Annotated in this window: 15 protein-coding genes; 12 read left to right on the top strand and 3 right to left on the bottom strand. The window is 66.8% G+C overall.

The genetic code is table 11. The features are described 5' to 3' along the window. Positions 1-70 precede the first annotated feature (70 nt). A complete protein-coding gene (locus ACIBCN_RS33515; protein WP_396995703.1) occupies positions 71-1,345 on the top strand; it encodes a TetR/AcrR family transcriptional regulator in 1,275 nt (424 codons plus the stop codon). 7 nt (positions 1,346-1,352) lie between these two features. Here ACIBCN_RS33515 and ACIBCN_RS33510 read toward each other — a convergent pair whose 3' ends face one another. Beyond that, positions 1,353-2,879: an aldehyde dehydrogenase family protein gene (locus ACIBCN_RS33510; protein WP_396995702.1), complete on the bottom strand. Its 1,527-nt coding sequence runs from the start codon at positions 2,877-2,879 to the stop codon at positions 1,353-1,355. Between the two features lie 365 nt (positions 2,880-3,244). Between ACIBCN_RS33510 and ACIBCN_RS33505 the strand changes: the two genes are divergently transcribed. Genes ACIBCN_RS33505 through ACIBCN_RS33495 form a run of 3 tightly spaced genes read left to right on the top strand, consistent with a single transcriptional unit; the run spans position 3,245 to position 5,915 of the window. Further along, positions 3,245-4,228, top strand: coding sequence for an ATP-binding cassette domain-containing protein (locus ACIBCN_RS33505; RefSeq protein WP_396995701.1), 984 nt, complete (start codon positions 3,245-3,247; stop codon positions 4,226-4,228). Beyond that, on the top strand, positions 4,225-5,049 hold the full coding sequence (locus tag ACIBCN_RS33500; RefSeq protein WP_396995700.1) for an ABC transporter permease: 825 nt from the start codon (positions 4,225-4,227) through the stop codon (positions 5,047-5,049). Before ACIBCN_RS33505 ends, ACIBCN_RS33500 begins: the two co-directional genes overlap by 4 nt. Continuing rightward, on the top strand, positions 5,046-5,915 hold the full coding sequence (locus ACIBCN_RS33495) for an ABC transporter permease (protein WP_396995699.1): 870 nt from the start codon (positions 5,046-5,048) through the stop codon (positions 5,913-5,915). Before ACIBCN_RS33500 ends, ACIBCN_RS33495 begins: the two co-directional genes overlap by 4 nt. Here ACIBCN_RS33495 and ACIBCN_RS33490 read toward each other — a convergent pair. Next, positions 5,885-7,075 (bottom strand): lycopene cyclase family protein, encoded by a 1,191-nt coding sequence (locus tag ACIBCN_RS33490; RefSeq protein WP_396995698.1) that lies wholly within the window; start codon positions 7,073-7,075, stop codon positions 5,885-5,887. The two genes, ACIBCN_RS33495 and ACIBCN_RS33490, sit on opposite strands and share 31 nt — an antisense overlap. 234 nt (positions 7,076-7,309) lie before the next feature. Here ACIBCN_RS33490 and ACIBCN_RS33485 point away from each other — a divergent pair, with 234 nt between their 5' ends. Next, a complete protein-coding gene (locus tag ACIBCN_RS33485) occupies positions 7,310-8,305 on the top strand; it encodes an alpha/beta hydrolase (protein WP_396995697.1) in 996 nt (331 codons plus the stop codon). Positions 8,306-8,307: 2 nt separating this feature from the next. After that, positions 8,308-9,243: an esterase/lipase family protein gene (locus tag ACIBCN_RS33480; RefSeq protein ID WP_396995696.1), complete on the top strand. Its 936-nt coding sequence runs from the start codon at positions 8,308-8,310 to the stop codon at positions 9,241-9,243. 4 nt (positions 9,244-9,247) lie between these two features. Here ACIBCN_RS33480 and ACIBCN_RS33475 read toward each other — a convergent pair whose 3' ends face one another. Continuing rightward, entirely contained in the window at positions 9,248-9,724 is a 477-nt protein-coding gene (locus ACIBCN_RS33475; RefSeq protein ID WP_396995695.1) for a hotdog fold domain-containing protein, read from the bottom strand. Positions 9,725-9,908: 184 nt separating this feature from the next. On the opposite strand from ACIBCN_RS33475, the gene ACIBCN_RS33470 reads away from it, so the two are divergent. The 6 genes from ACIBCN_RS33470 to rplB all read left to right on the top strand — a co-directional run bounded on the left by ACIBCN_RS33470 (position 9,909) and on the right by rplB (position 13,709). Beyond that, positions 9,909-10,328, top strand: a complete 420-nt coding sequence (locus ACIBCN_RS33470) for a hypothetical protein (RefSeq protein WP_396995694.1) — start codon at positions 9,909-9,911, stop codon at positions 10,326-10,328. Between the two features lie 549 nt (positions 10,329-10,877). Beyond that, a complete protein-coding gene (gene rpsJ, locus ACIBCN_RS33465; protein WP_003938093.1) occupies positions 10,878-11,183 on the top strand; it encodes a 30S ribosomal protein S10 in 306 nt (101 codons plus the stop codon). A gap of 14 nt (positions 11,184-11,197) precedes the next feature. After that, positions 11,198-11,863 carry a 50S ribosomal protein L3 gene (gene rplC, locus ACIBCN_RS33460; RefSeq protein WP_396995693.1) on the top strand — a complete coding sequence of 222 codons (666 nt, stop codon included), beginning with the start codon at positions 11,198-11,200 and terminating at the stop codon, positions 11,861-11,863. Beyond that, positions 11,860-12,534: a 50S ribosomal protein L4 gene (gene rplD, locus ACIBCN_RS33455; protein ID WP_396995692.1), complete on the top strand. Its 675-nt coding sequence runs from the start codon at positions 11,860-11,862 to the stop codon at positions 12,532-12,534. Before rplC ends, rplD begins: the two co-directional genes overlap by 4 nt. After that, positions 12,531-12,836 (top strand): 50S ribosomal protein L23, encoded by a 306-nt coding sequence (rplW, locus tag ACIBCN_RS33450; protein WP_040731336.1) that lies wholly within the window; start codon positions 12,531-12,533, stop codon positions 12,834-12,836. Before rplD ends, rplW begins: the two co-directional genes overlap by 4 nt. Positions 12,837-12,869: 33 nt before the next feature. After that, entirely contained in the window at positions 12,870-13,709 is an 840-nt protein-coding gene (gene rplB / locus ACIBCN_RS33445; protein WP_357386115.1) for a 50S ribosomal protein L2, read from the top strand. The last annotated feature ends 3 nt before the right edge of the window (positions 13,710-13,712 follow it).

Below are 13,712 nucleotides of genomic sequence, written 5' to 3'. Positions count from 1 at the left end.
ATTGTGGTTAACTTAGGTTCCATTGTCGGGCGCTGTCAACCAGCGGCGCCGCCGGAGATCGGAGAGGTGCATGGTCGCGGATCGCAGCGAGGTCGGCCTCGCTTCCTCGCGGCCGGATGCCGGTGCGACAGCATCGCCCAGCGATCCCACCGGGGGTGGGGGCCGGGTGACGGGCGGGCCGGTTCGTCGGCGTCCCAAGGATCGCAAGGTACAGATCATGCGGGCGGCCGCGCGCGCGTTCAGCGATCGCGGGTACTACCCGGTCGGGGTCGACGAGATCGCCGCCGAGGTGGGCATCTCCGGGCCCGCGCTGTATCGGCATTTCACGAACAAATACGCGTTGCTCGTCGCGGCCGCCGAAGAGGGCGCAAGGCACCTGCTGACTGTCGCCCGCGCCGCGGATGACGCGCAGCTGGCTCCTGACGCGCGGCTGGACGCGCTTATCCGAGCGATCAGCGAACACACCATCGAGATCCGCCGCGAGGCCGGGCTGTACCGCTGGGAGCGGCGCTACCTGGAACGCGAAGATCGAGTCCGGATCAGGAAGATCTACGACGACCTGAACGGCACGCTCGCCGAACCCATCGCACTGCTACGGCCCGACGCGCCGCCTGCCGATGTGGCGATGCTGGCCGCCGCGGTGCTCAGCGCGATCGCCAGCATCTCCGCGCATCGCAGCGCGCTGTCCGGTGCCAAGCTGCTGCCGCTGTTGCACGACATGTCCTGGGCGATCCTGCGCGCCGAGCTGCCGCCCGCGTCGCCGGAACCGGATCCGGGACCCGTCACGCGCGGCCTGCCGGTGTCGTCGAAGCGCGAACAGCTACTCACCGAGGCGATTCGGATCTTCGGCAGGCAGGGCTATCACGAGGCAAGCATCGAGGAGATCGGCGCGGCCGTCGGCATCAACGCCTCCAGCGTGTACCGCTACTTCGCCAGCAAGTCCGACCTGCTCGCCGCCGCGTTCTACCGGACCGGCGATCGGGTCGCCCTCGCGATCACCGAGGCACTGGCCGAGGCGACCAGCCGCGAGGACGCGGTGCGGCGCATCGCCGAGCGCCAGGCTCGGCTCACCTTCGCGATGCCGGAGATCATGCCGGTCTACTACGCCGAATTCAGTAACCTGCCGCCCGCCGAGCAACACAAACTGCGCGCCATTCAACGCCAGAATGTCCTCGAATGGGCCAATCTGCTGGACGGCGATCCCGTCGAGGCGCGTTTCCGGGTGCACGCGGCGATCGGTCAGGTCATCGATGTCGGCCGCCTCCTCCGATTCGATTCCCGCCCACCGCAATTGGCTCGGGTGACCGCGCTCATGCAGGCCGTTCTGCTGGGCAGTAAGGCCTAACAGCACGTCAGGTGCGTCGCCCGTGCCGGATGCGGAAGATGGTCTTGGCCAAGCGCAAATCGCGCGGGTGCCGGTCGAAGGTGGACAGATTGACCGGCGCTTTGTAGCGCTTACGCGCAATGGCCAGGGTGTGGCTGAATTCGCGTAACCCCTGATCGCCGTGGCTGTGGCCCTGCCCGTATTCGCCGACACCGCCGAACGGCAGCGCGGGAATGCCCGCGTAGGCGGTCGAGGAATTGATGGTCACCACGCCGACGCGCAGGTGCTCGGCGAACGTCTCGATCTCGTGCACGTCCCTGGTGAACACCGAGACCGCGACGTCGTTGCCCACCGCGTTGATGCGTTGCGCGGCCTCTTCCATGCTGGTCACCTTGTTCACCACCAGGACGGGCCCGATGCCCTCGCCGGTGATCGCCAGGCTCTCTTCCGGCACCTCGGCAAGCACCACGGGTTCGATATACGGCTCGCGAATCGAATCCAGGCCGCCGACCACCGCACGACCGCCGCGGGCCAGCGCGTCGCGAATCTGCTTGCGCACCACCTCGACCTGCGACTCCAAGATCATCGGTCCGTACGACGCGCGCTTGTCGGCGCCTGGGCGCAGCTTGGCGGCCTGCGCGGCCACCAGCTCCAGGAACGGTTCGTATACCGACTCCGCGACGTAGGCCCGCTGAATTCCGGTGGCGTTCTGCCCGGCGTTGGCCATCGCCCCGAACACCGCGGCCTCGGCGGCGTCGTCGAGCTTCGCGTCGACGTGCACGACCATGCTGCCCTTGCCGCTGCGTTCCACGACCACCGGCGTCATCGTCTGGGTACACAGCGCGATCACCTCGCGCGCGCCGGAATCCGAACCGGCATAGGCGATCTTGTCCACCTTGGCCCGGCACAGCGCGTTGCCGGTCGCGTGATCACCGGTAACCACCTGCAGCACCGGCTGATTCGGGGCCAGCCTGGTCCAGCTGTCGGCCAGCCAGACGCCGACGCCGGTGGTCAGCTCGTGCGGTTTGAACACCACCGTGTTGCCCGCGGCCATCGCGCAGGCGATCGACCCCATCGGCGTGAACACCGGGTTGTTCCACGGACCGAGCACCCCGATCACGCCGAGCGGCAGGTAGCCCACCGAGGCGCGTTGGTTGCGGGTCAGCCAGGTGGAGCCGAGCTTCTGCCTGCCGAGCGCGCGGGCCGCGTTGCGGGCCGCCCAGTCGAGGTTCTCGACCGCGAGCATCACCTCGATTGCCGCGTCCGCCTCCGGTTTTCCGGTTTCCTCGGACAGTATCTCGACTAATTCGCCTGCGCGACGGGCGATATCGCGTTTCCAGTCGAGCAGCCAGCGCTTGCGACCGCTGAATCCCAGCTCGGCCCACCACTTTTCGGCCGCGCGGGCGGCGCGCACCGTTCGGTTGATTTCGCCCGCGCCCATGACGGCGTAGTTGCCGACGGTCTCGCCGGTGCGCGGGTCGTAGGACGTCAGCACGTTCGATCGGCCCGATCCTCCGGGCTGCGCCGCCACCTGTGGCTGCGCGGACTCGGCCATGATCACCTCTCGCAGTATCGAAATCGGCGTACGGGCCACTTGCGAGGCGGCCGCCGCGGACGAGTGAGTGTTCCCCCAATTAGCAGACTATGGTCGCCGCGACGGGCCGACAAGGCTCGTCCGCCGCCACCGCGCTGCCCTTGACACGGTCCACCAGCGCCGATCCGCGTCACAGCGGACCGATATCGGCGAGTGTGAGTAAGGACACATTTAGGATGACCTCCTGTTGGGTACCGCGCAGGCGCCCAGGTGTGCACCGTGCATGCCGGTAACATCACGCCAAGCGCTACGGATCTCCTAGGGGGACGTATACGCGCGCGCTCCGGCGGCCCCGAGCCGCCGCAATTGCCGATAGTGGAGAGTTGATGCCGAGCTTGAACCAAGCAGATCTGCACGCGAGTGAACCAGCGGTCCGGGTGACGGACGTTCGGAAGTCGTTCGGCGATGTGCATGCACTGCAGGGGGTCAGCTTCGTTGCCGACCGCGCCTCCGTCCTCGGCATCCTCGGACCCAACGGTGCGGGCAAGACGACGATGGTGAAGATCCTGTCCACGCTGCTGCGCCCGGACTCCGGCACCGCCGTCGTCGCCGGGCACGACGTACTCACGGATGCGGCGGGGGTGCGCCGGTCGATCATGATGACCGGTCAGTACGCCGCGCTCGACGAGAACCTCTCCGGCCGGGAAAACCTGGAACTGTTCGGTCGGTTGATGGGTCTGGCCAAGTCCGCCGCCCGCAAGCGCGCCGACACCCTGCTCGAGGAATTCGACCTGGTGAGCGCGGGCCGCCGGGCGGTGCGCCACTACTCCGGCGGCATGCGTCGCCGGGTCGATATCGCGTGCGGTCTGGTGGTGCGGCCGGAGGTGGTGTTCCTCGACGAGCCGACCACCGGCCTCGATCCGCGCAGCCGCCAAGGTGTCTGGGATCTGGTGAACGCACTGAAGGCCCAAGGCATCACGGTTCTGCTCACCACGCAGTATCTCGAGGAAGCCGACGTCCTCAGCGACAACATCATCGTCATCGACAAGGGCACGGTGATCGCCGAGGGCACCGCCGACGAGCTCAAGGAGAAGACCGGCGGCAGCTACTGCGAGGTGGTCCCGCTGGATCCGACGCAGCTGCGCCCGACCGCCACCGCGCTCGGCGACCTGGTGCCCGCCGCGGTGCTGGCCGCCATCAACGGCGGCGACCGGCTCTCGATTCCGGCGCCGGCGGGCGCGGCCACGCTGACCGAGGCGCTGCGCAGGCTCGACACCGCGGGCATCCAGCTGGCCGACATCGCGTTGCGCAGGCCCTCGCTCGACGATGTCTTCCTGTCCATCACCGGCCGTTCGGGCGGAACCGCATGACCACCGCTACCGCCCCCGACCGCGCCGCCGACGCGGCCGCGTTGTTCGCGGATCTACCCGAGGCCAGGCTGTCCTCGCTCGCGCAGTGGCGCGCGCTGTCCGGACGCATCGTCTGGACCATGGCCACCAAGGGCGAGTTGATCGTCGCGGTGGTGACGCCGCTGGTGTTCACCCTCGGGTTCTATCTGCCGCTGCGCTTCGTGATGAAGTTCCAGGGCATCGACTACGCCCAGTACGTGATGCCGATCATCGTGTTGCAGACGATGGCCTTCACCATGATGTCGAACGCGCAACTGGCCGCGTTCGAGGCGTTGACCGGGTTGAGCACGCGAATGCAGACCATGCCGATCGGCATGCTGGTTCCGCTGTCCGCGCGGATCGCGGCCGGGCTGGTTCGTTCGATCACCTCGCTCACCGCGGCAATCCTGTTCGGTTACCTGATCGGCTTCCGGTTCGTCGCGGGCTTCGGCCAAGCGGCGTTGTTCTGCTTGTTCTCCTTGGCGATCGGTACCACCCTCGCGCTCGGCGCCGACGCGCTCGGCAGCTTGACCAGGAGCCCGGAATCGCTGAGCCAGGCGCTGACGCTGCCCACGCTGATCTTCGGCATGCTGTCGTGCGGATTCGTCCCGGAACGCAACTTCCCGACCTGGATTCAGGGCTTCGTGCGCAATCAGCCGGTCTCCCAGTTCTCCTTCGCACTGCGTGACATGGCCGCGGGCGGAGTGAGCTGGCAAGTGTTGTGGGTGCCGCTGGTCTGGGTGATCGGGCTCGCGCTCGTCTTCATCCCGCTGGCGATCTGGGCGAGCGCGAGGCGGTCATGAATTCTGTGGAAGCACCTATCGCACCGGTCGAACAGACCGACCAGATCTCGTGGAATACGCCGCTGCCCGAGGTGACGGCGAAACCCGAGAACTCGCTGAGCAATTGGGTGGCGCACAGCCTGATCCAGTGCAAACGCTTGCTCCTGGTCTGGGCCCGCGATCCCGCGACGACGATCCAGACGCTGGTGTATCCGGCGCTGACCCTGCTGATGTTCAAGATCGTGCTCGGCAAGGCGATCACCGGCTACACCGGCCAGCCGAGCATCTACGCGCAGATGGCGTTGCTCACGCTGGTCGCCGCTATGTCGGGGGCCGTGGTGAGCGCGCTCGGTTTCAAGGGCGAGAAGATGTCCGGCCTGCTCGGCCGGTTCTGGACCATGCCGATTCACCGAGCGGCGGGCCTCACCGGACGCCTGCTGGCCGAGGCCGTCCGCGTGCTGGTCACCACGCTGTTCGTCATCGGCGTCGGGCTGCTGCTCGGCTTCCGGTTCAACCAGGGACCGCTCGCCGGTATCGCGCTGATCGGCATCCCGGTGCTGTTCGGTGTCGCCTTCGCCGTGCTCGTCACCGCGCTGGCCACCGTCACCGAGGGCGTGATGCTGGTGAACATTATCGGCATCATCAACACCCTGCTCATGTTCTTCAACACCGGCTTCGCACCGGCCATCGCCTATCCACCGTGGCTGCAGTCGACGATTCAGAACCAGCCGATGAGCTGCGCGATCGACGCGATGCGCGGGTTGTCCTACGGCGGGCCGGTCGCGGAGCCACTGATGAAGACGGTGCTGTGGACGGTCGGCCTGATCGTGCTGTTCACCTACCCCGCGGTCCGCGGCTATCGGCGTGCGGCCGAGACCGGCGCCTGATCGAAGTCGTAGTCCAGCCAGCGGTTGCGGTGGGTCCAGCCGACCAGGTCGTAGCGCCAGCGGAACGGCCAGGTGTGCGCGACGGTGTTGAACAGGACCGCACCGAGGGCGGTGTAGTCGTCGTGCACGGACAGCAGGGCACGCTGTCCGCGCGGCGAGGCGCTGAAGAAGGCGTCGAACATGGCGATCGACTGTTCGGTGGTCAGGCGGCCCAGTCCCCATAGCCCGCGCATCCGCATCCAGTACACCAATCGGGCTCGGCGCGGCCACAGTTCGGCGACCGGGTCGCGTCCCTGCCGCAACGCGGTGATCGCGGTGTCCACCAGCGCGAGGGAGTCGCCGACGCTGTAGCCGGTGCAGGGATGCATCATGCCGCCGCGTGACCCGAACGGAACGGCCTGCGCGACGCCCTTTTTCGGCGGCCGCTGATCCAGCGGATAGTGCGCGGCCTCGGTCGGCTCGTCGCCGGTGAGCCGGATGCCGTGCGCGGCAAGGCGATTCAGCGTGCGTTTGCGCAGCTCGTGCTGCGGCATGCCGCCACGGAGGCCGAGGCTGGTCTCCTCGAAGATCACCGTGCCGTCGCCGAGCGGAACGGAGTAGAGGAACGAGGGCGGCTCGTCGGGACCCGCGCCGTTCTCCGGCCGCCAGTCCAGCAGCAGGCCTTCGCCTTCCTCGACCATGGGCGCGGCCGTTTCGGCGGCGACGAAGATGCCGTGCGCGCTGGCGGCCCGGCGCCGGCCGAGGGTGGGCAGGCCGCGGGTATCGAACACCGCGGCCGCCGTGATCGTGGTGCCGTCGGCGAGTTCGACGACGTGCGCGTCGACCCGGGCGGCGCGCCCGGTGTACACGGTGGCGTCGTCGAGTGGGAGCGCCTCGCGCAGGCCGGTTTTCGACAGCACGCAGTAGGGGCGATCGATGCGATGTTCGGACTTGGCCCAGACCGTCGGCCGCGGAATGGTGCTCGCGATCGCGCTGGCAGGCAGCCAGTCCGGCAGTTCGTCGACCCAGCAGGAGTAGGTGGGCGGCCACAGCCGATCCGGTCGCGGATCGACGGCGGTCACGCGGAGCCCGGCCCGCATCGCGCGATGCGCCAGCGCTCGGCCGGTCGGACCGAGCCCGACCACGCACACGTCGACATCGCGGACCGCGCTGACACTCATGAGGGCATTCAATCCGTTGCGGCGGGGGCGACGCAACTACCCCGGCACGCCGAGCCCCCGGAAATCGGGTCTCCCGGCAAAGCGAACATAGTGAAAGCACGCATTCCGACAATTGCGTGTATTCATGCCCCCAGAATTGGTGGCCCCGCAACTTCAGTGATGAAAAGGCGGTGTTTCTCCCCGTAGTCTTGGCGCCGTACACGGGTGGTTTCCGTGTTCAGGAGAAGGGGAATCATGAGAGGCACCTGGCTCGGTGTGCTTGCGGTCACAGTCGGTGCAGCTGTTATAGCAATTATGCCTGCGCCTGCGCACGGGGCGCCGGTGGAGTCATCGATTGTTTCGGTGCAAGAGCATGATGCGCGAAAGCTTACGCTGACAATTCATTCCGCCGCGATGGATCGCGATATCCAGGTGGAGACGCAGCGTGCGGCCGACACCAGCGTGCCGCGCCCGGTGCTCTACCTGCTGCAGGGCGCGAGCGGCGGCGAGGACGGCGTCACGTGGGCGACGGAAACCGATGCGATGCAGTTCCTTTCGACCAAGAACGTGCACGTGGTCTCGCCGATCGGCGGCATGTTCAGCTACTACGCCGACTGGGTCAACGACGATCCGCGGCTGGGTCGCCAGAAGTGGAAGACCTTCCTGACCCGCGAATTGCCGCCCCTCATCGATAAATACTTCGCGACCAACGGCCGCAACGGAATCGCCGGCTTCTCGATGGCGGGCACCACCACCCTCGCGCTCGCCGCCACCAGCGGCGATCTGTACTCCAGCGTCGCCGCCTACAGCGGCTGCGCGCAGATCAGCGACCCGGTCGGCCAGGAGTTCGTCCGGCTCACCGTGGAGACCTGGGGCTGGGCGAAGGTGGCCAATATGTATGGCGCGGAGGGTGATCCGCGCTGGGCCGCCAACGATCCGTATGTGCAGGCCGAGGGGCTACGCGGTAAGTCCATCTACATTTCCAGCGGCGGCGGGCTGCCCGGAAAGTACGACGAATTGAACGGCAAGTACGCACTGCCCGGCGTCGACGGTTACGCGGCTCAGCTCATCAAGGGCGGTGTCATCGAGGCGGGCACGAATTACTGCTCACGGAATATGCAGACCCGTTTGAATTCCTTGGGCATTCCGGCAACTTATGATATTCATCCGGACGGCACCCATTCTTGGGGTTATTGGGAAGACGCGTTGAAGAACTCGTGGCCTGCGCTGTCTGCTCCGTTGGGAATGTAGGAATGTGGATTCGGAAACAGGCCGCGAGAATCGCAGGCCTGACCCTCGCTGTCGCCTGCGCGGCGGTATTGCACGCACCGGTCGCGGCGGCCGCACCCCCGACCCCGGCATTCGCGGGTGCGAATGACTGGGCCTGCCACCCCTCGGCCGAGCGGCCGAATCCGGTGGTGCTGGTGCACGGTTCCGGCACCGACGCGGCCAACAGTTTCGCCCTGCTCGCGCCGCTGCTGCGTGCCGAAGGTCACTGCGTGTTCGCGGCGAATCTGGGACCGACCCCGGGGCTGCGTGACGTGGTGAGCGGCCAAGCCGGTTCGGGCTCAATGGGTGTCGGTCCGGTCGGTGCCGCGATGCTCGGCCGCACCATCTACGGCGTCGGCGACATCGATCGAATGGCCTCCGATCTGAACGACGTCGTGCACGCCGTGCGGAGCGCGACCGGCGCCGGCCAGGTCGCGCTCGTCGGCCACTCCACGGGGGGCAATGTCATCCGCCAGTACCTGCGCACGCAGGGCGCGGCCGCGGTGACGCAGGTGATCACCCTCGGCACCCCGTATCGGGGCTCGACCTGGGCCGGACTCCGCACGAACTATCCGGATCTGGCCTCACTCGGTCTGGAGAACGAGCAGATCGCGGCCCAGGTCTTCGGAACTCCGGGACAGCAACAGGTGGTTGGGTCACCGCTGCTGAACCGGCTGAACGCGGGAGGCGAGACCGTGCCCGGTATCCGGTACACGGCCCTCGCCTCCCGCGCCGACGAGATCATCACCCCGCAGGAGACCGCGCTGCTCACCGCGCCGACGGGCGACAATCGCAACGTCTGGCTGCAAGACGGCTGCCCGGCCGACATCGCCAATCACAGTGGCCTGCTCGGGGATACGCGTGTCGCCGCGGTAGTGCTCAGCGCACTGGCGAACGACGCGCGCGTGCTGCCCTGCTGAGGAGCTACGCCGGGGTGACCCAGGTGGTGATGTCGGCGTGCACGACCTCGAGGCCTTGCTTGTCATAGATCGAGACCGGCACGATCAGGTTCTGGCCCTCGGTGATCGTCGTGAAGTCGGGGATCTGGTCCAGCTTCGCGACGGCCCGCAGGCTGGTCTCCGCCTTGGCCACGTATTGCACGTTCATCGCCTTCGGGATCCAGCGGTGGGTACTCGGCACGGTCGCCTCGCTCAGCATGCCCATCGCCACCTCGGCCAGGTTGCACGCGGCGATGGCGTGATAGGTGCCCAGGTGGTTGTGGATGCCGAACCACTTCGGCGAGGTCACCTCGCACAGCCCCGGCTCGAGGCGAACGACGCTCGGCAGCACCGTGCCGAAATACGGCACCCTGGCCACCATGCCCAGCGAGAACAGGGTGTGGCCGAGCCGGTTGTCCGGCAGCTTCTTCCAGCTGCGGAGGGTCGCAGTCTCTTTCGTCATGCGCTCATCTTACTGTGGAGTAAGTTCGGCTCGCGCGGTGTGCCGCAACTCACTCGGGAAATGGCGATCTCGACTATTCGGACATATGACCGACTTGCTAGGTTATTGCGTTGCGCCGATCTGAGACGCGACTGGGGGCCAACACCATTTCTGTTGGTGTGCAGCAAAACTGGAGTTTTGATTCATGCGTATTCGTACTGTTGTCGCCGGTGCCGTCGCGGCGCTCGGACTTGCCGTGCTCGGCGCGACGGCCGCGGGCCAGGCCGCCGCCGTTTCGCCGGAGTTCGCGCCGGAGATGGGCATCTACGGGATCTTGGACCTCAATCACTCGGAGACCGTCGCCCTCAGTAACAGCCCCGTCCCCGCCATGCTCGACGGACTCTGGATGAGCAACGGCCTGATCGACGCCGACCCGACCTCGTGGCTGCGCGGCGAGGACGGGTCGCTGGAATACGGCAACATCTCCGACGTCATCGCCGAGGCCGCCGAGACGCCCGGCGGCATAGTGGCCATCGGCCTCGTCGATCCGGTCCGGCTCTATCACGGCAGAGTCCATCCGGACGATGCCAACCGGAACCTGCTCGTGTTCCAGGGCCTGCGCTGATCCGGGGGGGCGTAACGGGGCCGGACTCGGCCAAGTAAGTGAGCGGCGGGGGGGGGGGGGGGGGGGGGGGGGGGGCCCGCCCCCCCCCCCCCCCCCCGCCGCCCGTCCTGTCCGCAGTGTCATGCCGATGACCTGGGCGGAGCCGCTCGCGGGGGGCGGATTTGAAGTAGCCGACCGCGTCGGGCATACTGTTCGGGTTGCCTTGTACCAGTGCCGTGCCTGTTTCCGTGTGAGACGGGGTGGCTAGGCGAGGCGAGTACCAACAATCGTGTACCTCATCGGGTCAACCGATGTGGGTACGTCCGGGAACACGGTTCCAGGCCTGAGACGAAGTTCGATCCAGGGCCGAGGAATGAGCGGATGGGCGACACGCCCGACCGCGTGGACCGGAGAACCATGACAGATGAACAGCGGCGAGGACCAAGCATGCGTGCTTCGGTCGCGGTCTCTCGTGAGACGTCTTCGTGTGTTCGGGCTGTGCAAATTGAGGGTGGTACGGAAGCCAGCTTCCGGATCACGAAGGTATAAGCGGAGAAAAGGACACTTAGCGTGGCGGGACAGAAGATCCGCATCAGGCTCAAGGCCTACGACCACGAGGCGATCGACGCGTCAGCGCGCAAGATCGTTGAGACGGTGACCCGCACTGGGGCCCGTGTCGTCGGCCCGGTGCCGTTGCCGACCGAGAAGAACGTGTACTGCGTCATCCGTTCGCCGCACAAGTACAAGGACTCGCGCGAGCACTTCGAGATGCGTACGCACAAGCGGCTTATCGACATCCTCGACCCGACGCCGAAGACGGTCGACGCGCTGATGCGCATCGACCTGCCGGCCAGCGTCGACGTCAACATTCAGTGACGGGGACTGGAGATATGACTGACAACAAGAACAGGCCCGCGGCGGGCATCCTTGGCACCAAGCTCGGGATGACCCAGGTGTTCGACGAGAAGAATCGCGTCGTTCCCGTGACCGTCATCAAGGCCGGACCGAACGTAATCACCCAGATCCGCACCGTGGAACGCGACGGCTACAGCGCCGTTCAGGTTGCCTTCGGCGCCATCGACCCGCGCAAGGTGAACAAGCCGATCTCCGGCCAGTTCGCCAAGGCCGGTGTCACCCCGCGTCGCCACGTTGCCGAGATCCGCGTCGCCGACGCGTCCACCTTCGAGGTCGGCCAGGAGATCAACGCCGACGTCTTCGAAGAGGGCGCCTACGTCGATGTGACGGGTACCAGCAAGGGCAAGGGCTTCGCCGGCACCATGAAGCGTCACGGCTTCGCCGGTCAGGGCGCTTCGCACGGTGCGCAGGCTGTGCACCGTCGTCCCGGCTCCATCGGTGGCTGCGCCACCCCCGGCCGCGTGTTCAAGGGCATGCGCATGTCGGGCCGGATGGGCAACGACCGCGTCACCACGCAGAACCTGTCGGTTCACAAGGTTGACGCCGAAAACGGCCTGCTGCTGATCAAGGGCGCGATCCCGGGTCGCCGCGGCAACGTCGTGATCGTCAAGAGCGCAGTGAAGGGTGGTGCGCACGCATGACCAGCCTGGAGAAGAAAGCCAACCTGACCCTTCCGGTCAAGGAGCTGGGCGGCAAGACCAATGGCACCGTCGAACTCCCCTCGGAGATCTTCGACGTGACCGCGAACATCTCGCTGATGCACCAGGTGGTCATCGCGCAGCTGGCCGCGGCCCGCCAGGGCACGCACTCCACCAAGACCCGCGGTGAAGTCCGCGGTGGTGGCAAGAAGCCGTACCGGCAGAAGGGCACCGGCCGCGCCCGTCAGGGCTCGACCCGCGCGCCGCAGTTCACCGGTGGTGGCGTCGTGCACGGCCCGCAGCCGCGCGACTACAGCCAGCGCACCCCCAAGAAGATGATCCGCGCCGCACTGCGTGGAGCACTTTCGGACCGGGCGCGTAACGAGCGCATCCACGTGATCACCGAACTGGTTGCCGGGCAGGACCCGTCCACCAAGACGGCCAAGAGCTTCCTCGCGGAGATCTCGGATCGCAAGAAGTTCCTCCTCGTCCTCGGACGTGAGGACCTCGCGGCCTGGAAGAGCGTGCAGAACCTCGAGTTCGTGCACCCGATCGCGCCGGACCAGCTCAACACCTATGACGTGCTGGAAAGCGACGAGGTCGTGTTCAGCGTGGAGGCACTCAACGCCTTCGTGCACGGCCCCGCCGAGGCGGCACAGGAGGAGAGCAAGTGACCACCATCGCCGACCCCCGCGACATCCTGCTGGCGCCGGTCATCTCGGAGAAGTCCTACGGACTCATCGAGGAAGGCACCTACACCTTCATCGTGCACCCGGATTCCAACAAGACGCAGATCAAGATCGCCGTCGAGAAGGTCTTCGGTGTCACGGTTACCAGCGTCAACACCGCCAACCGTCAGGGCAAGCGCAAGCGGACCCGCTTCGGTTACGGCAAGCGCAAGAACACCAAGCGCGCGCTCGTGACCATCTCGGCCGACAGCAAGCCCATCGAGATCTTCGGAGGCCCGGTCGCGTAAGCGCCTGGGACTCCAGAAAGAAGAGAAGAACTCATGGCAATTCGTAAGTACAAGCCGACAACCCCCGGTCGCCGCGGGTCGTCCGTTTCGGACTTCGCTGAGATCACTCGGTCGACCCCCGAGAAGTCGCTGATCCGTCCGCTGCACAGCAAGGGTGGTCGTAATGCGCATGGTCGCATCACCACCCGGCACCGCGGTGGCGGCCACAAGCGGGCCTACCGTCTGATCGACTTCCGTCGACTGGACAAGGACGGCATCCCGGCCAAGGTCGCGCACATCGAGTACGACCCGAACCGCACCGCGAACATCGCGCTGCTCCACTTCGTGGACGGCGAGAAGCGATACATCATCGCGCCCAAGGGCATCGCGCAGGGCACCCCGATCGAGTCCGGCCCCACGGCCGACATCAAGCCGGGTAACAACCTGCCGCTGCGCAACATCCCGACCGGTACCACCATCCATGCGGTGGAGCTGCGTCCGGGCGGCGGCGCGAAGATGGCTCGTTCGGCCGGATCCAGCATCCAGCTGCTCGGTAAGGAAGGCACCTACGCCACGCTGCGTATGCCGTCCGGTGAAATCCGTCGCGTCGACGTGCGCTGCCGCGCCACCGTCGGCGAGGTCGGCAACGCCGAGCAGTCGAACATCAACTGGGGCAAGGCCGGCCGCATGCGCTGGAAGGGCCGTCGCCCCACCGTCCGTGGTGTCGTGATGAACCCGGTCGACCACCCGCACGGTGGTGGTGAAGGTAAGACCTCCGGTGGTCGCCACCCGGTCTCGCCGTGGGGACAGCCGGAAGGCCGTACCCGCAAGCCCAACCGCCCGAGCGACAAGCTCATCGTCCGCCGCCGCAAGTCCGGCAAGAACAAGCGCTGAAGG

Source organism: Nocardia sp. NPDC051052 (genome assembly GCF_044456045.1).
Lineage (GTDB): Bacteria > Actinomycetota > Actinomycetes > Mycobacteriales > Mycobacteriaceae > Nocardia.
This window is presented reverse-complemented; position numbering and strand designations above follow the sequence as displayed.